18 protein-coding genes and 1 pseudogene are annotated in these 18618 nt (G+C 69.0%); 7 read left to right on the top strand and 12 right to left on the bottom strand.

All coding sequences use genetic code 11. The features are described from left to right. Positions 1-167: 167 nt before the first annotated feature. From H4W81_RS08850 to H4W81_RS08840, 3 genes and pseudogenes are all read left to right on the top strand, one after another. Positions 168-455, top strand: a pseudogene (locus H4W81_RS08850) (AAA family ATPase); the annotation flags it as partial. A 200-nt stretch (positions 456-655) separates the two neighbouring features. Then, positions 656-2638: a serine/threonine protein kinase gene (locus H4W81_RS08845; protein WP_192774347.1), complete on the top strand. Its 1983-nt coding sequence runs from the start codon at positions 656-658 to the stop codon at positions 2636-2638. 675 nt (positions 2639-3313) lie between these two features. Further along, positions 3314-3520 carry a hypothetical protein gene (locus H4W81_RS08840; protein WP_192774346.1) on the top strand — a complete coding sequence of 69 codons (207 nt, stop codon included), beginning with the start codon at positions 3314-3316 and terminating at the stop codon, positions 3518-3520. Positions 3521-4186: 666 nt separating this feature from the next. Here the strand turns inward: H4W81_RS08840 and H4W81_RS08835 are convergent. The 11 genes from H4W81_RS08835 to H4W81_RS08785 form a co-directional block, all read right to left on the bottom strand. Further along, the gene (locus tag H4W81_RS08835; protein ID WP_318781621.1) at positions 4187-4933 is read right to left on the bottom strand and encodes a ubiquinone/menaquinone biosynthesis methyltransferase; all 747 of its coding nucleotides are present in this window, start codon (positions 4931-4933) and stop codon (positions 4187-4189) included. A gap of 93 nt (positions 4934-5026) precedes the next feature. Beyond that, positions 5027-5353: a hypothetical protein gene (locus tag H4W81_RS08830; RefSeq protein ID WP_192774345.1), complete on the bottom strand. Its 327-nt coding sequence runs from the start codon at positions 5351-5353 to the stop codon at positions 5027-5029. Next, positions 5350-5793: a hypothetical protein gene (locus H4W81_RS08825; protein ID WP_192774344.1), complete on the bottom strand. Its 444-nt coding sequence runs from the start codon at positions 5791-5793 to the stop codon at positions 5350-5352. The genes H4W81_RS08830 and H4W81_RS08825 overlap by 4 nt, the downstream gene beginning before the upstream one ends. 294 nt (positions 5794-6087) lie before the next feature. Next, the gene (locus H4W81_RS08820) at positions 6088-6315 is read right to left on the bottom strand and encodes a hypothetical protein (protein WP_192774343.1); all 228 of its coding nucleotides are present in this window, start codon (positions 6313-6315) and stop codon (positions 6088-6090) included. After that, positions 6288-6839, bottom strand: a complete 552-nt coding sequence (locus tag H4W81_RS08815) for a hypothetical protein (protein ID WP_192774342.1) — start codon at positions 6837-6839, stop codon at positions 6288-6290. The genes H4W81_RS08820 and H4W81_RS08815 overlap by 28 nt, the downstream gene beginning before the upstream one ends. Beyond that, a complete protein-coding gene (locus H4W81_RS08810; RefSeq protein WP_192774341.1) occupies positions 6812-7264 on the bottom strand; it encodes a cupin domain-containing protein in 453 nt (150 codons plus the stop codon). Before H4W81_RS08810 ends, H4W81_RS08815 begins: the two co-directional genes overlap by 28 nt. Then, a complete protein-coding gene (locus H4W81_RS08805) occupies positions 7261-8313 on the bottom strand; it encodes a cytochrome P450 (protein WP_192774340.1) in 1053 nt (350 codons plus the stop codon). The genes H4W81_RS08810 and H4W81_RS08805 overlap by 4 nt, the downstream gene beginning before the upstream one ends. Before the next feature lie 225 nt (positions 8314-8538). Next, positions 8539-9183 carry a LysE family translocator gene (locus H4W81_RS08800; protein ID WP_192774339.1) on the bottom strand — a complete coding sequence of 215 codons (645 nt, stop codon included), beginning with the start codon at positions 9181-9183 and terminating at the stop codon, positions 8539-8541. A 461-nt stretch (positions 9184-9644) separates the two neighbouring features. Continuing rightward, positions 9645-9878 carry an RICIN domain-containing protein gene (locus H4W81_RS08795; RefSeq protein WP_192774338.1) on the bottom strand — a complete coding sequence of 78 codons (234 nt, stop codon included), beginning with the start codon at positions 9876-9878 and terminating at the stop codon, positions 9645-9647. 541 nt (positions 9879-10419) lie between these two features. Beyond that, positions 10420-10683 (bottom strand): hypothetical protein, encoded by a 264-nt coding sequence (locus H4W81_RS08790; RefSeq protein ID WP_192774337.1) that lies wholly within the window; start codon positions 10681-10683, stop codon positions 10420-10422. Between the two features lie 222 nt (positions 10684-10905). Further along, positions 10906-11295, bottom strand: coding sequence for a hypothetical protein (locus H4W81_RS08785; RefSeq protein WP_192774336.1), 390 nt, complete (start codon positions 11293-11295; stop codon positions 10906-10908). A gap of 135 nt (positions 11296-11430) precedes the next feature. Between H4W81_RS08785 and H4W81_RS08780 the strand changes: the two genes are divergently transcribed. Then, positions 11431-12015: an FMN-binding negative transcriptional regulator gene (locus H4W81_RS08780; RefSeq protein WP_192774335.1), complete on the top strand. Its 585-nt coding sequence runs from the start codon at positions 11431-11433 to the stop codon at positions 12013-12015. Here the strand turns inward: H4W81_RS08780 and H4W81_RS08775 are convergent. Then, positions 12012-13391: a M14 family zinc carboxypeptidase gene (locus H4W81_RS08775; protein WP_192774334.1), complete on the bottom strand. Its 1380-nt coding sequence runs from the start codon at positions 13389-13391 to the stop codon at positions 12012-12014. The two genes, H4W81_RS08780 and H4W81_RS08775, sit on opposite strands and share 4 nt — an antisense overlap. 128 nt (positions 13392-13519) lie before the next feature. Between H4W81_RS08775 and H4W81_RS08770 the strand changes: the two genes are divergently transcribed. The 3 genes from H4W81_RS08770 (at position 13520) to H4W81_RS08760 (ending at position 18615) form a co-directional block, all read left to right on the top strand. After that, on the top strand, positions 13520-15157 hold the full coding sequence (locus tag H4W81_RS08770; RefSeq protein ID WP_192774333.1) for a PucR family transcriptional regulator: 1638 nt from the start codon (positions 13520-13522) through the stop codon (positions 15155-15157). A gap of 163 nt (positions 15158-15320) precedes the next feature. Next, positions 15321-16757 carry an amidohydrolase gene (locus H4W81_RS08765; protein ID WP_192774332.1) on the top strand — a complete coding sequence of 479 codons (1437 nt, stop codon included), beginning with the start codon at positions 15321-15323 and terminating at the stop codon, positions 16755-16757. Positions 16758-16995: 238 nt separating this feature from the next. Beyond that, on the top strand, positions 16996-18615 hold the full coding sequence (locus H4W81_RS08760; RefSeq protein WP_192774331.1) for a peptide ABC transporter substrate-binding protein: 1620 nt from the start codon (positions 16996-16998) through the stop codon (positions 18613-18615). Positions 18616-18618: the final 3 nt, after the last annotated feature.

The raw sequence follows: 18618 nt of genomic DNA, 5'->3' as shown, positions 1-18618 counted from the left end.
TACCTGCTGGGGTCCATCGCGTCGTGCTTCGCGCTCGCGCTGGTTCGCAGCGCGCGCGAACGCGGCGAGGAGCCGGCCTCGGTGCGGGTGATGGCATCCACTCCTCCATCCGGCCCGGTCCCGATGAGCGTTTCTTCCTGCGCCAGCGGATAGGAGCATGAGGGCCGGCCGACGACGACGGCGAAGGCCTCGTGACACAGCTGCGCCGAGAGGACCTCCAGCGAAATCTGGTCGACGAGTCCGAACTGCCCACCCTCGACCCGGACCTGCTGGCCCGCCCGTTCGCGCACATCGTCGTGGACGAGGCCCAGGAACTGACCGACGCGGAGTGGCAGATGTTGCTGCTGCGCTGCCCGTCCAGGAGCTTCACCATCGTCGGGGACCGTGCCCAGGCCAGGCACGGGTTCACCGAGTCGTGGCAGGAACGGCTCGAGCGGATCGGGCTCGACCGGATCGAAGGAGCGGTCGACCGCTATGTCGCGATGACGCGAGCGACCCAGCAACTCGTCATCCTCACCAGCTCCTGACATCGGCCGCCGGTGGTGTCACGGACGAGGTCTCGGCGACTGCCGCCAAGCACTACGACGAGGAGCACGGCGTGCCTGGAAGAACATTCGGTGGCTCAACCGTTGTGAAGCGCGAGAGAATTTCAGGTATGCGACCCTACGATCCGCCCAGGTCAGGGGACCCGGCCAGTCTCGGTGACTACACGATCGTCGGCAGGCTCGGCGACGGCGGCCAGGGTGTCGTCTACCTCGCCACCGACCGCACGGGCGCGCGTGTCGCGATCAAATGGCTGCGTTTCGGCGATGCCGTCAGCGCCGAGAGGTTCCTGCGCGAGGTCCGGGTCGCCCAGCAGGTCGCTCCCTTCTGCACGGCACAGGTGCTCGCCACGGGTGTCGAGCATGACAGGCCCTACATCGTCAGCGAGTACATCGAAGGCCCTTCCCTGCACCATGTCGTCCAGGAGCAGGGCCCGCGCACCGGGTCGGCCCTGTACCGCCTCGCGATCGGCACCGCCACCGCGCTGGCGGCGATCCATGAGGCGGGCATCGTGCACCGCGACTTCAAGCCCGCCAACGTCATCATCGCCCCCGACGGGCCCCGAGTGATCGACTTCGGCATCGCCAGAGCACTCGATGCCACCTCCACGATCAGTTCCTCGCCCGTCGGGACACCGTCGTTCATAGCGCCCGAGCAGCTGCTCGGCCACCAGGTGGGGCCCGCGGCCGACCTGTTCGCCTGGGCCAGCACCATCGCCTACGCCGCCTCGGGCAGGGCGCCGTTCGGCAGCGACACCATGCCCGCGGTCATCAACAGGATCCTCAACGGGAGACCCGACGTCTCGGATCTCGACGAGCCGCTGGCCGGGGTGGTGCACGCCTGCCTGTCCAAGGACCCCGCCCAGCGGCCCACCGCCGAGGAGGTCATCAAGCGGCTGATCCGGCACCCGATGGCCTCCGGCGACATGCCGCGGGAGCCCACCGCCTCCAAGGTGTCCACCCGTGTTTTCCCCGGCCGCGGCCCCCCGCGTCGCCAGAGCCCAGAGGCGGTCGTCCCTCCGCCTCGAGGTCCCGCCGAACCGTCACAGGGGACTGGGCAGGGCTGGGCGCCGACCGCCGCCCAACCCCGGACGAGCTATCCGAGGCTGCCCAGGAAACGCGGGAAAAGGCTGGTCGTCGGGTTCGCGGCGGCGCTCACCGCACTGCTCCTCGTGGTGGTGGCCGTCGCCCTGTCCCGCTCGGAAGTGCCCACACAGGGCATGGCCAAGCAGCTGCCGGGTACGCGGTCCACCCTCTTCGAGCGCCCCGACGATCCGATCAGGCTCGCGTCCTACGACCTCAAGGGCAAGGGCACCCATGCGTGGGAAAACTACGCCAGGGACACGCTGACGGGCCCATTCCGCCATTATGACGGTGCCGCGGAGACCCAGATCTCCCCCGACGGCAGCCTTCTCGCGCGCCGCGGCAAGAACTACACCGCCGACCAGTACGACTCCATCGAGATCACCGAGACGAGAGCCGGCGGGCAGAAGACCGCCGTCAAAACCGTCAAGGCCCCGCTGGAAAGCAGCCTCATCGCCTGGTCGAAGGACAGCTCGAAGATCCTGCTCAACGTCGAGCAGGCGAAGGACGAGAACGCGCCCAACCTCGGCTTCGTCATCGTCGACGTGGCGGCGGGCAAGGCGAGCGTGGTCATGGTGGTGAGCGAGAACAACCGCCCCTTCAGATGGGATGGCCAGAACAACGGCGTGGTCAACCTCTACGGTTCTGACCTGCGCTTCTTCGACGCCGCGGGCAACAAGGTGCGCGACGCCGTCAACATCGGCGAAGTTCCCGACGGCGTGCTGGACATCTTCTCCCCCTCGGGCAGGACGTTCGCCACCCGCTGCCCCGACGGCGAAGCGGGCGAGCTGTGCATCTGGGACAGCGCCTCGGGCGACCGGGTGCGCAAGGTGTCCTCCTCCTGCGACAAGCTCCTCGGCTGGTACGACGAGACCCACCTCTACTGCTGGGAGTTCGACAACGCCCCCAGGGACCGCATCCAGGTCGTCGACCTCGACGGCGATGAGGTCCGCACGCTGCTCGAGAGCCCGGACGACGAGGACTACGGTCCCACCTTCATCAGGGTCACATGAACCGTTCCGCGTGGGCGCCGGGTCAACTACGCCAGGAAGGCGCTGACCGGCGCGTCGTCTCGTAGTAGTGACCGGTAATGCGGGTGGAGCGAAGGGGACGGGTCGTCTAGGTTCGCTTCATGATCAACCGGAGTTCCCGGTGAACGACACCGCGGGTACCCCACTGACGCAGGCGATCGCTCGGGCCTACGTCGTCGGCCGGCCAGCAGTCGGGGTTGACTCTTACCCGGAGCCGGTCTCCAGGAGACCCTGCGCTCGCCTCGCCCTGCGTTTGGGTGACGGACGACTGGGGCGCACACCGGCCTTCGGGACAGCCCCGCCGGCAGGCCGTCGCATCGGATTCGGCGTCGGCCTGACCCTTCTCGCGCCGGTGTGTGCTGGCCCGAGAAAGAGCTGTTCGCGCCGTGATGACTTGCCAAGACATTGCCATCTGCGGACGACACCCTTCCCGAGTCGGCACAGGGGTTTCCGGCGCCACGGCGTGGCGAAATGTCACAATAAGTGATGCCTATATCGCTCTACATGGCGAGAGGGTAATCCGACCGCCTCCGGGCTTTGTACTCCCGAGGTGGCCGCCGGAGTTCTCGCTTAACTAGCATGGAGTTTGCCGATCCGGTGCTCTGCTGGCCCGGGCATCGCCCGGGGCGCAGCTGATTCACCATGGAGTCATCAGACATGATCAAGATAAGGTACGCGCTCGCGGCCGGGGTGATGGGGGCCTCGTTCCTCTTCGTCGTCCCAGTGACGATGCCAGCCCAGCTCGCCAGTGCCGTACCCGTGGCCGGGACTGCTTTCGCGACCACGCATGTTCTCGTTTCCGCGGACGACCCCTGCGCCAAGCACAAGAACCCGCAGAAATGCCGGGAACAGTCCGGCGGTTGAGACGACGAACTCGGCGAGGACAACATCACGCGTCCTGACGGTGGCGGCATCGGACGAGTGACACTGAGGAGCGTCGTCGAACGCCCGTACAGAACTGCCCTCCCGGCCCCGGGTCCCCTGGACAGCCGGGGAAGGGCTTTCGTACGGCAGGCTCCGGGGAAAGCGGGCGCATTCCGAGGAGCCACATGATCACCCGGGCTCGGCGAGTCGACAGACAACCCACTCAGCGCGGATCGATCGGAAGGCGGCCCGAGGCCTCGGACGGCGACGAGATTGGCGTGGCGTCCTCATCGACGAACGCGAACATCCCCATCGACTTCGCCGGACACACGCTGGACGACCCGACGCTCAATCAGCACCTACAGCTCTGCTACGACCTCACGAGCCCGAAGTCGACTTGCGGATCACCAGCCGCGCGTCCTGTGCCCGGGTCAAGCAGATCATGGTGGCGCCGAGATCGACCACAGCACGGTGTTCCACTGTTCGCTGAAGCCTGCCACCAGGCCGACGATCAGTCAGAAGAGAACCAGCATCGCGGCGACAGCTGCCGCAACGCCGGAGCCGCGGTTGATCACGGCTCGTACCAATCGTGCCGCGCGCTTTGCACGTGATCGCGAGATGTGACGGATTCGTTGGTCTCACCCGGTCCTCGCGATGAGCGGAAGATCAGCGAGACTCTCCGAAGGCTACTGCTTTCTGGGCCGAGATGATCATGTGAGTGCCGAAGAACTTCTTCTTCCACGCTATGGAGGCGAAGCCGACTCGACGAAGGATCGCGACGACCTCCTGTGGAGTCATGAATCCGAGTGTGGATTTTTGCAGGTATGCGTATGACTCACGATCACGTGCGACCATCTGGCCGAGAAGGGGAATCAAAACTCGAACACCCAGAGTCACTGGGTAACGGAGCAGTCCTCGTGGTGGGCATGTCTCCAGAATGACGACCCGACCTCCAGGTTTGAGTACCCGGTACTGCTCTTCGAGCACGCGCTCGACATCATCGACATTGCGGAGGAGATAACCATGCGTGACGGCATCGAAGGACTCGTCACCGAAGGGCAGATCGTTCGCATCTGCGTGCTGCCACATGATGGCGGAGGCCCCCGGTTTGCTCGCTGCTTCCGTCAGCATCCGCTCCGAGAAATCGACGGCATGGATGGTTGAGTTCGGATACTTCTCCAGTGCGGCAAGAGCGATGACGCCGGTTCCGGTGGCGACATCGAGCATGCTTCCTCCTGAAGGGACTTTCGTACTCACTGCGACATCACGGCACCAGGCGGCATGTCGCCCCAGCGTCATGAGGCGATTCATCCGGTCGTAGTAGTCAGTGATCTTGTTGAACGTTCGCTGGACCTCTTGGCCCTTGGACGACGGCGGATCATGCATGGCATCTGTGCGCAGCTCCTCAGTCACCCTGCCATCCTGCCGGGGTCATCGCCGGGCCTCCTCCCCCGCACGGGGGATCACACACCTCGCACGGGGGATAACCGGGCTCGCGCGGTTGCGTCACAACGCCGATGCCGGGCAGCAGTCCGCCGACCACGTCCAGGCCCCGCTCACCGTCCACGCCCCAGCCAGCAGGACGCGCCGGGCCACGATCGACTGCCGGAGCCGCCCGAGTCCGAGCGTGACCGCCGCCGCGGCCAGACAGAGCGCGACCGCCTTCCAGCCGGAGAAAGCGATCAGGTCGACGCCCACCGGAGACATCTGGGGCGGGCTGTCGACGAACGCCCAGTACGCCTGGAGCGTGCCGTACAGCAATGTCCAGGCCAGCACCGCGCGCGGCGCCCACGAGTTCCAGGCCGGCGCCTGCCCGTCCTGTGCGGTGGTCATCCACGCACCGCCCGCAGCGCGCGTTGGCGTGCCGGACGGCGGTGCAGGTCGCGCGTGGTCAGGAACAGCAGGACGGCCCACACCGCGCAGTAGCCGCCGAACAGCGCGCCGCCCCGGTCGGTGAACAGCCCGGTGCCCAGCATGCCGACGCCGCCCACGGCTGCCATCGCCGTGAACAGCCAATGCAGCGTGAGCAGGATCCTGCGCGGCCAGCGGCCCGACAGGTCGAGCCGGCCGAGGAGCAGGACCGCGATGATGAGCAGTCCGCTCCCGGCGTTGGCCCATTGCGCCAGCGCCACCTCGCCGGGCCCGTACGCCTGGTAACTGTCGGGCGACACGCGGGGCCCGCCCGTGAAGCCGAGCCGCCCGTCCAGGGCGAAGGACACCTTCGACGCCACGTAGAGTCCCGTCCACGCCATCGCCGCATACGCGATCTTCATGATTCCTCCTCGGCTGTCACTATGCGGCGGCGTCCACCGGGCGGCTTCCCCCGGCCAGGGGGTCACTCTCCCTCTCGCGAGGGATATCTCACCCGCACAGGGGCGCGCCGGCCCCGACACAGGTGTCACGGGCTTCGAGGTGAATGACGGCGGCAAGGAAAGCGCCGTATCAGCGGCATGGCCCCGGGCAGGGGCGCTCAGCTTGATCTGACTCGAAAGCAGGATCTTGGCTGGGCAGGCGGCAGCGAACCTCAGCCGATGATCGCGGGATGAGGCTGCGAGCGCGAGGAGTGTTCAGGCGGCTGGGTGCTGGTTGGACTGATCGAGAGTGACCCTCTTACCGGTGAGACGTTCGAGCTGACGTACCAGATCGCGCTCCCGGCGCCGTTGCTTGCGGGCCGGATACGGCGGCACGTCCTTGACCTGTTGCGGGAAGGCGCCGATCGCGTGGTAGTTCTCGCCGGTGCACCCCTGGTCGGTCACCTGCTTGGTGGTCAGAAAGGTGCGCAGCATGCCGCGCACGCAATCACCCAACGGCCCCGGGCGACTGGACATCGCATGCCACCCGAACGGAACACGGACGACGGTCGCGTTCGGGAAGGCCCGCACCGAACGCGCCACCGGTCACGCTCGGCCGCCGACGCAAGCCGGTCGAACGGGAAGGTGCCGTCGCCGCAGCGATAGGCCAGATACCCGGCAGGATTCGGGTGGCTGCCCGGCGGAGAAGTCTCGGGCATCAACCGGGCCAGACGGTGCAGCGGGGCCGGGTCGCCACGCAGATAGGCGTCCGCGGCCGCGACGACCTCCCGGCCGAGCACCGGCTCTTCCGGGACCCTCATCGTGTAGGTCCTGTACAGCGTCACCTTCGGGTCGGGCCGTTCCCGCAGCCGGTTCACCAGCCGCGTCCAGGTGCCGGAGGCGCTGCCGGGTAGCGCGTCGCACGCCTTCGACCGCCCGCAGACGAGATCGAGGTAGCCGAGCTTGGACCGGGACTGCCAGCGCGCGTACCCGTCGCGCTCTATGACCATGGAGCTGTCCAGGAACACCGCGCGAGGGCGCGCATGGTCTCGTCCGTGAGTTCACCCACCTCGGCTCGGCGGTGGATCTCGCGGAAGAGCCCTTCGGTGCCGCCGGGCACGAAGATCGTCAGCTTGCGTCCACCCGAGGGGCCCACGCGCAGGCCGTGCGGACACCGCGGTGGCACGAAGACCACCGCGCCCGCCTCGGCGGACAGCCATCGCCCCGCCACGTGGTAGTCGTAGTGCCCGTCCAGGATGTACCACAGCTCCGCGACCTCGTGAGTGTGCAGCACGGTCGAGAAGCCAGGCGGATCCGCGCTCTCCAACATGCCGATCGCACCGCCCGTGAGCTCGCTGGACGCCTTGATCGCCATGCCCGTGCGCTGCGGGGTGGCGGCGGGCTCGCCCTCACCTGCGGCCAGCAGGTAGGGCTCCAGGAAATCGCCCGTCACCAGGTGACCGGAAGCTCATGCGGGCCGAAGGCGACCATGCCGCTGCGCCAGCTCAGCTCCGAGGGATCAGCCGCCAGCTGGAGGTCGGGGAACCGGCGGAGCAGAGCCTGCAGACCGGCCTGCAGTTCCACGCGGGCGATCCCGGCGCCCAAGCAGAAGTGCGCTCCGCGGCCGAACGTGAGGTGATCGTTCTTTGCGCGATCGAGGTCCATCCGCGCAGGCTCGGGGAAGGCGTCCTCGTCCCGGTTGGCCGCGGCGGTCCAGGCCAGGACCATGCTGCCGGCAGGAATGAGCATGCCGCCGATCTCTACGTCTTCTGTGGCGATGCGGGCGGTGCCATGGTTGGTCGGCGTCATGCGGAGGAGTTCCTCGACAGCGGCCGGCACGCGTGCCGGATCCTTGTGCAGGCCGGTATACAGCTCGCGGTTCCGTACCAGCACGTACGCGCTGATCGCCAGCTGGTTGACCGTGGTCTCGAAGCCGGCCGCCAGGATCGTACCCGCCACGCTCACCATCTCAGCATCGCTCAGCTCGTCCTGGCGGTCGGTGATCAACGTGCTCAGCAGGTCGTCAGAAGGAGCCGCGCGCTTGTCCGCCACGAGCTTCACGAAGTAGTCGTGCAGGCTGGTCAGCGCCTGCGTGACTTCGTGGGTGGAGCGCGCCGTCAGCGACAGGGCCGTGTCGGTCCAGCCGCGCAGTGCCGGCCAGTCCCGCTCCGGCACGCCGAACAGCTGGCAGATCACCGAGATCGGCAGCGGGGAGCAGAACGCCTCGACCAGATCGGCCGGTCCGCCACCCGCCTCCATACGATCGAGCAGGCCTTCGGCGACCTTCTGGACACCGGCCCGCATCGACTCCACGCGCCGCGGCACGAAAGCACGCGACACTGCCCGGCGCAGCCGGGTGTGGTCGGGAGGATCGAGGTTGAGCAGGCTGTCCGGCAGGCCGATCGGGCCGTCGGAATATCGCGGCACGTCGGGACGGAACAGCCAGGCACGGCTGAACACCGGATCCATCAGCACCCTGACGACGTCGTCATGGCGCGTCACCAGGTATCCCTCGTCGCCGGACGGCATGCGGACCCGGAGCACGGGTGGCTCGCTGTTCACCCGGATGAGCAGCGCGGGGGGATCGAGCGGAGACGGCCAGTCGAACGAGAACTCGTACATCAGATGACCTCCTTGTCTCCTACGATTCCTGGCGAAACGATCTGGCAGGTTCCCCCACGAGAGGGGTTCTCCTCCCTCTCCCGGGGGATCTCGGGAGACCGGTGTCTATCGGGTGTCGGTGGCCAGGCGTACGGCGAGGACCCCGAAAACAGTGCCCGACAAGCAGTGCAGCCACCGCTGAACGGACGAGCGGCCGCGGACGAAGTCACCCAGCCGGCCCGCGAGAAGGCCGGCGCTCGCGTCGACGCTCAATCCGATGAGGATGAAAAGGGCGCCCAGGACGAAGAACTGCGCCATCACATGTCCCCGTGCCGGATCGACGAACTGCGGGAAGAACGCCAGATAGAACGCGATCACCTTGGGATTGGCGAGGTTGGTCAGCAAGGCCCTGCCGAAGACACGGCGGGCGGAGAGCTCCTGCTCGGCCCGTGCTCGAGCGGGATCGGCGTCGTCCTTCCGAGCTGCGGCCAGGAACGAGCCGACGGCGAGGTAGACCAGATACACGGCGCCGAGGATCCGCACCACGGTGAAGGCGGTGGGGAAGGTTTGGAGCAGTGCGCCCAGCCCGAACGCCGCCGCGGTGGTGTGGACGGCGAGTCCGGCCGACATGCCAAGCGCCGCGAGCACTCCGGCACGTGGTCCGGAGGCCAGGCCGGTGGCGGTGATGAAGAGCAGGTCCGGCCCGGGAACCAGAGCCATGACCAACGCCGCGAGACAGAAGGTGGCGGCCACACCGGGATCAATCAGCATGAGATCACCATTCCGGAATATCCCATTTCATAGGCGAAGATGGCGCAAATTGGTGCGGGGCGGTTCGGCATCGAAGACGGCGCCCTCACAGCCGGTGTCCGTCCTACTTCACGAATTTGATCTCGGGGTAGGTCGCGGACGGGCCGTCGAGCAGGTGGTTGTCGCGGCGGCGCAGGTGCAGATCGAAGAACGACGCGAGGTAGGCGCGCTGCGCGGCCAGGGACCGGGCAGGGTCGATCGTGCCGATGACTGCGTCACGTTCCGGACCCGCGCCTCGGTCGCCTTATTGGCGTACGCCGGGGTGAGGTCGGCGGGTAGCGCCCGCTCGACGCGGCCGGATCTCCATTCACGCACTTCAATCTGCATGTGGAGGCCGGCCCCCGTCCGAATCCCGGACGAGGCCTTCGAGCTGCCGCGTCAGACGGGGGCAACGGCTCGCCGAGCGGGGAAGACGCCTCCGCTCAGCCCACGACCTTCCTGATCCACTGCTGACCGAGATCGTCCTTGTGGCATTCGGACAGGAACACGGCCGCGTACGTGTTGCCCGTGTTCGGCTTTCCGTTGGAGTCGAGGCACAGGTTGTACTTCGGCCAGCTGATCATCGCCAAGCCTCCCCCGAGCTCGACGTGGTTGGTGTCGGCGAGCGGGGCGCACCGGTGCCCGAGGTACATCGCGGGGCGTGACTTGCCGTTCAAGTCCTTGGAAGGCGTCATGCACCAGGTAGCCCACTCCGAGTGCCAGTTCTTGCCTGGGCTGTCCCAATACCACCGCTGGTATTTGCTGTTCGAGCACGGCTCCGTCCCGAATCCCGAAGCGTGGTAGAACAGGCATTGACTGGTCTGCCGATTGATGAGCTGGTAGATCGGCCCACTGGACTCCGCGTTCTGGACGGATGCCGATTGCCGGGTCTCCGCCTGAGCCGATGCCGGCACCGCGAGAACACCGCCGGCAAGCGCGGCGACGCCCGCGGAAACGAGCAGCCGTCGCAGCCATCGCGTAAGGCCCCGGGGCTCTGATTGGTGCACCTGATTCTCCTCATCCACATACGTTCGACACAACGTCAAGACGCCCCGGCCGCGTGAGCGAAGGCGAGGGCAGCTGGTCTCGTCGAAACCCGCGCCGCCGTGTCGCTCACCATCGCGCCAAGGGCTCACCAGCGCCCCGCTCCTGCCGGGGGCGCGTTGATCACTCTCACGGTGGCACCGGCGGCTGCTCATAACCCAGCCCACACTCTGATCACTTATGGCCACCACGGCTCGGCGGTGTCCACAGGACAGGGGTGATCGGCCCGGCGAGCCAGAGGTACGAGGCGCGGGGCGTCGGCGCGCCCGTAGGCCGAAACGCGTCGCAGCGCGTGCCAGCCAGGCCGGCGCCGGTACGGCTGGTCGGCACGGTGAAGGTGTCGGGGGGCGGGTGGACCAGGCCGACGCTCACCCACGGCTCCCCGGCCATCTCGCATCCCTCGCAGACGTGCACGCGGTGGGAGACGGGGCCGTGCATCGTCCAGGGTGTGGGTGCCGAAAACCATGTCACCTCATGTGACCTGCGCATACTCGTGGATCAGCCCGCCGAGACGATCGCGGCGGATGACCTCGATATCGGCCTCGACCGGGTTGGGTAGGGCAAGCGGAGCGGCCTGTCGCCTTGCCGCATCCGTGAATCACACCTAAAGCGACATAGCGCTACCCGGAGCGACTGTCCGGGGAGCGCTATGTTCGGGTGTTACTTGTTGACGTGCTGGTAGAGGAACACGGCCGACTTCTTCAGCTGGGCCGTGGTCGCCTTGCCCGTCCGGTACTTCTCAGCGGTCTCGATCGCCTGCTTCAGCGTGGTGTCGCCGTGCACCTTGGCCGAGGAGTTGTACACGCCGTGCGCGTAGTTCAGCCACGCGGCCAGCAACTCCATGTCGAGCAGCGCCTTGGCGATCTTCGACTTGGTGTTGAGCACCTTGTACGCCCTGGCGAGGGTGTCGGCCTTGCTCAGCTCGGGGAAGACCTTGCTGCCGTTCTGCGCGATGGACAGGGACAGAGAACCTGGCCAGCGCCTCGGTCTTGCTCGTGGCGGCCACGGTAAGGGCAGCGTCGGCCCCGCCCGGCGCGGTGGTACAGGCACCCGCAGCACCAGTGGGTGTTCACCCGTTCGCCTCGAACCTACAGGCCCGGCTTTGTCGGGAGTCGCAAAGCCGGCGGCCGACCTTGTGCCGCTCCACCGTGACAGGGCCTCCGTGACCGCTGTTCCATCTCCTTCATGCTGGAGCAACCGATATATGCCCTGGACGATCCGCTGGCGCTGCGCGCGCTGATCGCGGCTCACGGGTGGGCCCTGCTGGTGAGCGACGGTGGGCCGGTCGTCTCGCACCTGCCGATCATGCCGGATCCCGCCAACCCTGGCGCCGCCGTCGTCGGTCACCTGGCCCGCGAGGACGCCGAGTTGCACGGCCTGGGGAAGCAGCCCGTGGTGATCGTCGTGCAGGGCCCCCACGGCTACGTCTCACCGACCGTGTACGGGGCCGGGCCGTACGTGCCCACCTGGAATTTCGTCACCGTGCACCTGCACGGCACGCCCGAGGTCCTCGGGCCGGAGGAGACCTACGAGGTGCTCTCGGACACGGTCGACCACTTCGAGGCCGGACGGCCGGAGCCGTTCCGGATGAGCACGGTGGAGGGGTACGTTCGCAGGCTCGCTCCGGCTGTGACCGCCTTTCGCCTGGTGCCCGCGCGGGTGGTGGGCAAGACCAAGCTCAGCCAGGACAAGCCCGCCGAGATCGTCGAGCGGGTGATCCGCGCGTTCGACGGCACCAACCCGGCGCTGGCCCAGGTGATGCGCCGCTAGGCACGCCCAGCGGCCGGCGAGGATCGCGCCGCCTGTCTCGCGCCTGCCAAGATGCCGCCGTACTGGATGGCCACGAGGTGGCGGATCGGGATCGTCTCCTCGGACGCGCCCGACTCCGCCTCCGCGCACCACTTGGCGTAGGTCTCCGACAGCGCTCGGGCCCTCGTCCGGATGGCCGGGGTTCCATTGCCCACTGCCAGCTCGCCTTCCAACGCCCGCAGCAGCATGCCGCCGAACCGGAGCCGTACGCTGTGCAGCAGGTCGCGGCAGGAGGAGAGCTCGGCGACGGTCGCGGGCCTGTCGTTCTCCGGGGCGGCGGCTCGGCTCTCGCCGGTGGCCGCCATCCCGGCGAGCATCGGGATGAAGCTCCTGCTTGCCCGGATGAACGGGGACCCGGTGACCAGGTCGCCGGCGGCCGCACTCAGGGTCTCGTCGAGCACGGAGAAGGTGGCGCGGAGGTCGGCGGCCTGAGCGAGCACCAGGTCGCGGTAGACCCGGCCGGTCGGCGTCGTGTCGCCGGCCGTGGCGTCCGTCCAGTAGGGCACCTCGGCCGTCAGCCCGAGCGTGCCGTACTTCTTGATGTAGGAGTCGCTGGCGGCGCCGCTGATGTGCTCGGTGGGGTCCTGCCCGAGGGCCTCGATGTAGTCGTAGGCGTTCTCCATGGAGGGAGCGAGGTAGAAAGCCTGCTCCAGCTGCTTCACGGAGGGATGCTCAGGCTCCCCCGCGTGCAGGGGGACGCCGTATCGCCCGGGAAGGGCCTTGAGCACCGCCTGCAGCTCGGGCTCCGGCCGGTTCAGGTAGTAGAAGACGCCTCCGGTCTCGCCGTTGTGCAGGGTGGTCAGGAACGCCGGGCGGGTGTCGTCGATCAGGCGCATCAGCGCCAGGGTCTCGGGCATCACGCGGTCGAAATAGGCCCGCTTGTAGGAGAACGGGAAGGTCCACTCCACCTGCTCGTCCACGGCCGGCCGGTAGAAGTGCCTGCCGTAGTGCGCCTTGGTGAACGGCCCGGCGAACCAGCCCTCGTTGAGCCTGGTCCCGTCGGGATCGAGACAGCCCACGATGTGCCAGGTGTAGCCGGTGGTGCGGCGCAGTTCCGCGTCGGCGCACAGGCGCCCGGCCAGATGCGCCACGGTCAGCCCGCCGATGGGCTCGTTGGGGTGCGGTCCGGCCGCGACGACCGCATGGCGGGGGCCGTCGCCCACGGTCAGGCAGAGCAGCGGGTCGCCGAGGCGGGAGGTGCCGATGCGGCGCAGCGACGCCACGCCGGGATGGTCGTCCGCCAGTCGGATGAGGCTTCCGTGGACCTCGTCCACGGTGGCGAAGCGATCAAAGTCGGGAACGGAGTCGAGTTCTGAGATGAGCGTTGGGTCGAGCACGCCCAAGTATGCGCACGGTGTTCGCGCGCGTGCATCGTGCCGGCTGCCAAGGTCACGGCTCGGCTCTTGTGGCGTCCGTCAAGCGGAATGCTGTTGAATGAGGCCTTTCCGCCACGGGAGGGAGACGAATGTCGGTTTCCGACCTCTTGCCCGACGGCTCGATGAGGCGGCCCTACCGCCCCCCGCTGAGCCAGGTGCTCGAGACGATGGGGAGCCACGTGCTGTCCGCCGCCTACCTACCTGCTGACGGGTCGATCACCGTGGGCGAGCCCGTCGTCCACGACCCGGACGATCCCCTCGGCGAACGACCCGGCTGTGTCCTGCTCGCCGTGGGCGCGCGGGTGTCCGGCCAGGAAACTCGCGACCTGGTACGGCAGGCAGCCGGACTGGCGTACCACGCCGTAGTCGTCAAGGACAGGGGTGCGGACCTCGGGCCTCTCATCGAGGTGGCGAAGACCTCCGGGATAGCGCTGCTCATCGCCCCCCGGCAGATCCCGTGGCGGCAGCTCGACGCGTTGCTGACCGCGGCCGTCTCCGGACCCGGCGCGGCCACCACGGCCTCCCTCTCGGTCGGGTCGGGAGACCTGTTCGCGCTCGCCAACGCGGTCGCCGCGACGATCGGCGGAGCCACCTGCATCGAGGACCCGCAGGGAAACGTGCTCGGCTACTCCAACGTCCCCGGCCAGGAGATCGACGAGATCCGCAGGCTCGGCATCCTGGGGCGCAAGACTCCGCAGCGGCCGACCAACCGCACCGAGTACAGCCGCGTCTTCAAGGCCGACGGTCCTGTGCGGTTCGACAGCCTGGGGCCGGGGCACACGCCGCGCCTGGCGACGGCGGTCCGGGTGGGCGCCCAGCTGCTCGGGTTCATCTGGGTGCTCGACGGCGACCCGCCAGTGGTGCCGGATGCCATGCGGCTGCTGGAGGACGCGGGCAGGATCGCGGCGATGCACCTGCTCCGCGCTCGCAACCCCGGCGACCCGCAGCGCTGGCACCGCTCGGAGACGCTGCGCGCCCTGCTCGACGGCGCGACGTCGGAGTCGGTGGCGGCCGCGCGGCTGAGCCTGCCGGTGGAATCGCAGGTGGCGATCGTCGCCTTCGCGCCGTCCGACCCGGTGCCCGAGCCGGACACCGCAGTGGCGAGCATCGTCGACCTGGTCGGCCTGTGCTGCGAGTCCTGGCAGCCGCAGGCGGTCTGCACGACCGGCTGGGGCAGGGTCTACGCCCTGCTGCCGGTCCCGCCGAGCACTCCCCCCTCGCGGCTGGCCCGCGTGGCGATCGACGCCGTCACCGCGGTGCGCAAGTCCGCGCGGCTCAGCCTGCGCGCGGGCGTCGGTCCCGTGGTCACTGGGCTGGGCGGGGTACCGTCCTCGAGGCGGCTGGCGGAGCGCGTCATCCGTGTGCTCGCCGAGACCGCCGGAGAGCCGGTGGCGCTGGTCACCGACGAGCGGGTACGCAGCCGGGTCGCCCTGCTCGAGCTGGTGGAGCGCGGCGGGGTCGCGGTCGACCAGGTGCTGGAGCCGGTGCAGCGGATGCTCGACCACGACAGGGCGCACTCCACCACCCACGGCGTCAGTTTGCTGGCCTACCTCGACGCCTTCGGCGAGGCGGCCAAGGCGGCCGCGGTGCTGTCGGTCCACGAGAACACGCTGCGCTATCGCGTACGCCGGCTGCAGGAGCTGTTCGACGTCGACCTCGGCGACCCCGCCGAGCGGCTGGTGATCTGGCTGCAGCTCCGTCTGCTCGAGCTACGGGGCGAGCTGTAGCGGGCGGGCAGCCCAGAGCGACGGGACCGCGGCGGGTGGCGAGCTCGGACCCAGGGGGCGAGCTGTGGCGCACGGCGAGCATGTGGCGGGCGACAAGGCGGGCAGGGCGGGATGTCCGCTCTCGACGATGAGTCCCCGGCGGGTCGCCGCCTAGCGTCGTCGCATGCCCTCACTACTGCTGCGCAACGCGCGGATCGGCCTGCGCGGCCCGATCCGCCATGTCCTGATCGCTCACGGCCGGATAGAGGAGGTGAGCACCGAGCCGCCTCCCGCTGACGAATCCGTCGACGTGCGGGGCGGCACGCTCCTGCCCGGCCTGTGGGACGCGCACGTGCACATGGTGCAGTGGGCGCAGGGCAGGCGCAGGGTCGACCTGAGCGGCGCCCGCTCCGCGCGGGAGGCGGTCGACCTGGTCCTCCCGCACTCCGGCTTCACGGTCGGGTACGGCTTCCGCGACGGCCTGTGGCCGGACGTCCCGCACAAGTCGCTGCTGCACGCGGCGGCACCGGGACGGAAGATCGTCATGGTCAGCAACGACCTGCACACCGCCTGGTTCAGTCCGGCCGCCCTGGCGGCCGTCGGGATGGCAGAGCATCCCACCGGCGTGCTGCGCGAGCGCGACTGCTACACCGCGATGGCCGCGCTGCCCCAGCCGCCGCAACAGGAGCTCGATCGCTGGGTGGCCGAGGCCACCACCGCCGCGGCGGCGCGCGGCGTGGTCGGACTGCTCGACTTCGAGTTCGCCGACAACGTCGCCGACTGGAGCCGCAGGGTGGGCGAGCAGCGCGTTGACGTACGGGTCAGCTGCTCGATACCCAAGGACCGGCTGGAGGAGGCCATCGGCCGCGGCCTGCGCACGGGAGATCCCGTCGCCGGATCCGGCGGGCTGCTGGAGGTGGGCCCGGTGAAGATGTTCGTCGACGGCTCGCTCAACACCAGGACCGCCTACTGCGACGAGCCGTACCCCGGCACCGACGCCCGCGGCCTGCTGGAGACGTCACCCGACGATCTCCACGACACGATGAGCCTGGCCGGCGAGCACGGCATCCAGCCCGCCGTGCACGCCATCGGGGACCTGGCCGCGAGCATCGCCCTCGACGCGTTCGAGCGCGTCGGCTGTCCGGGCAGGATCGAGCACGCGCAGCTCATCAGGCCCGCCGACTTCGCGAGGTTCGCCAGGCCCGGCCTGGTCGCCGGCGTGCAGCCCGCCCACGCGCCCGACGACCGGGAGGTGGCCGACCTGCACTGGCGGGGCAGGACCCACCGCGCCTTCGCCTACGCCGACCTGCTCGCCGCAGGCGCCGTGCTCGAACTCGGCTCCGACGCCCCGGTGGCGCCGCTCGACCCGTGGGACGGCATGGCCTCGGCGATCGCCAGGACCGACGACGAGCGCCCGGCCTGGCACCCCGAACAGGCGATCCCGCTGGAGGTCGTGCTGTCCTCGGCGTGCCGCGGGCGGCGCGGTATCCGGCCCGGCGACGCCGCCGACCTGATGATCACCGCGACCGACCCGGCCGGCCTGGTCCCGGCTGAGCTACGCGGCATCGAGGTGCTCGGCACGCTGCTCGGCGGCCGGTGGACGCACCGGCACCGCATCTGATGCACCCGCGACCGGCACAGCAGCCGGCACGGTGTCCGAGCACCCGCAACGCGGCTGAAACGCGCAGTTCACCCGGCGGAGGCCCGCTGTTCCAGCTGACAAAGGCGCAGCTGAGGGTTGAACTTCCCGACAATGAACGCCGGCCAGTGCTATGGCACGCTCGACCCAGCGCGGGCGATCCCGGCGCGATCCCGGCAGCTGCCATCCCCACACCCCTACGTGCCGAGCATCCTTGGAGGTGCCCGCAGATGTCTGTCATGAGACCACCGACAACGCCGGGGAGACGCTGGGCGGGGCCGTCGTCGCGAGCGTGCTGGCCGTCACCGCAGCGGCCTGCTCCAGCGGGTCCGGCGCTGCCGCGCCCGCGGCGGAGAAGTCCTACGCGGTGGGCGTGACCTCCTACTTCCTGTCCCACTTCACGCCCGGCAAGTCCATCGGCAGCAACCTCGACTACGCCCTCTTCACGCCGCTGACCAGCGTCGACACGGCGACAGGCAAGGCCGTGAACGCCATGGCCGAGTCGATCGAGTCCGCCGACAACACCACGTGGACGATCAAGCTCAAGCCGGGCTGGACGTTCCACAACGGCGAGGAGGTCACCGCGCAGTCGTTCGCCGACTCATGGAACGCCACCGCCTACGGCCCGAACGCCTTCACCAACAACTACATGTTCGCCGCCTTCAAGGGCTACGCCGACCTGAACCCCGCCGACGGCAAGCCGTCGAAGAAGACCCTGTCAGGGATCGAGGTGGCCGACCGGAGCACGTTGAAGGTCACGCTCACCAAGCCGCTCTCGCTGCTGCCGTACGTACTGGCCCAGACGACGTTCGCGCCCATGCCCAAGGCCGCCTTCTCCGACCTCGACGGCTTCGACCGCAAGCCGATCGGCAACGGGCCGTACCGGCTGGAGGGCGACGGCCTCGCCGCGGGCGCCACGAAGGTCGTACTGCGGAAGTTCGAGGGCTACAAGGGGCAGCCGGGCAACGCGGCCCGGATCGAGGCCAAGTCGTACCAGGACGAGGCCGCCGCCTACCGGGACCTGCAGGCCGGCAACGTCGACGTCACGTTGGTGACCGGCAACAACCTCACCAACGCCGCCACCCAGTTCAAGGACCGGCTGGTGCGGGTGCCCTTCCCCGCGGTCGTCTACCTCGGCTTCCCCCTCTGGGACAAGCGCTTCTCCGACCTGCGGGTGAGGCAGGCGTTCTCTCAGGCGGTCGACCGCGACACCATCGTCAAGTCGCTGCTCCGCGGCTTCGGCCAGCCCGCCAAGGGCCTGGCGGGGCCGAACATCCCCGGCGGCGGTGACGCGGACTGCGCCGCCTGCTCCTTCGACCCGGCCAGGGCCAAGGCCCTGCTCGCCGAGGCCGGCGGCTGGAAGGGGCCGCTCACGCTCTGGACGTACCAGGACCCCCTGAACACCGTGCTCCTCGAGGCCGTCGGCAACCAGCTCCGCGCGAACCTCGGCATCGAGACGGTGACGACGCAGGCCCAGCCCGTCGACCAGCTCTACCCCAACCTGACGGCCAAGAAGATCGACGGCCCCGTCCTGCTTTACATGGGCGCCGGCTACCCCCACCTGTACGCGCTGGCGGACCAGCTGTTCACCAAGGGATCCGGCACCAACGTGACCGGCTACGACGACCCGAAGTTCGCCGCGCTGCGAGATCGGGCCGCGAGCGCGGGCCAGGACGAGGCGTTCGGCCTGACCAGGGAGGCGACCAGGACCGCCCTCGACGGGCTGCCGCTGTCGCCGCTGTTCCAGCCGGTCGGCGGCCTGGCCCACTCCACCCGGGTCAGCGGCGTCAGACCGGAGTTCCTCGGCGGCGCGGTGCTCGCCGCGGTCAAGGTCGGCTGAGGC

It is taken from the genome of Nonomuraea africana (assembly GCF_014873535.1).
Taxonomy (GTDB): Bacteria; Actinomycetota; Actinomycetes; order Streptosporangiales; family Streptosporangiaceae; genus Nonomuraea; species Nonomuraea africana.
This window is presented reverse-complemented; position numbering and strand designations above follow the sequence as displayed.

Excerpts from the sequence above, each read along its gene's own strand:
- H4W81_RS08800 (WP_192774339.1), bottom strand. The coding sequence starts at position 9,183 with ATGCTGATTGATCCCGGTGTGGCCGCCACCTTCTGTCTCGCGGCGTTG.
- H4W81_RS08840 (WP_192774346.1), top strand. The coding sequence starts at position 3,314 with ATGATCAAGATAAGGTACGCGCTCGCGGCCGGGGTGATGGGGGCCTCG.
- H4W81_RS08765 (WP_192774332.1), top strand. The coding sequence starts at position 15,321 with ATGCCCTCACTACTGCTGCGCAACGCGCGGATCGGCCTGCGCGGCCCG.
- H4W81_RS08770 (WP_192774333.1), top strand. The coding sequence starts at position 13,520 with ATGTCGGTTTCCGACCTCTTGCCCGACGGCTCGATGAGGCGGCCCTAC.
- H4W81_RS08825 (WP_192774344.1), bottom strand. The coding sequence starts at position 5,793 with ATGAAGATCGCGTATGCGGCGATGGCGTGGACGGGACTCTACGTGGCG.
- H4W81_RS08845 (WP_192774347.1), top strand. The coding sequence starts at position 656 with ATGCGACCCTACGATCCGCCCAGGTCAGGGGACCCGGCCAGTCTCGGT.
- H4W81_RS08830 (WP_192774345.1), bottom strand. The coding sequence starts at position 5,353 with ATGACCACCGCACAGGACGGGCAGGCGCCGGCCTGGAACTCGTGGGCG.
- H4W81_RS08790 (WP_192774337.1), bottom strand. The coding sequence starts at position 10,683 with ATGCACGGCCCCGTCTCCCACCGCGTGCACGTCTGCGAGGGATGCGAG.
- H4W81_RS08780 (WP_192774335.1), top strand. The coding sequence starts at position 11,431 with ATGCTGGAGCAACCGATATATGCCCTGGACGATCCGCTGGCGCTGCGC.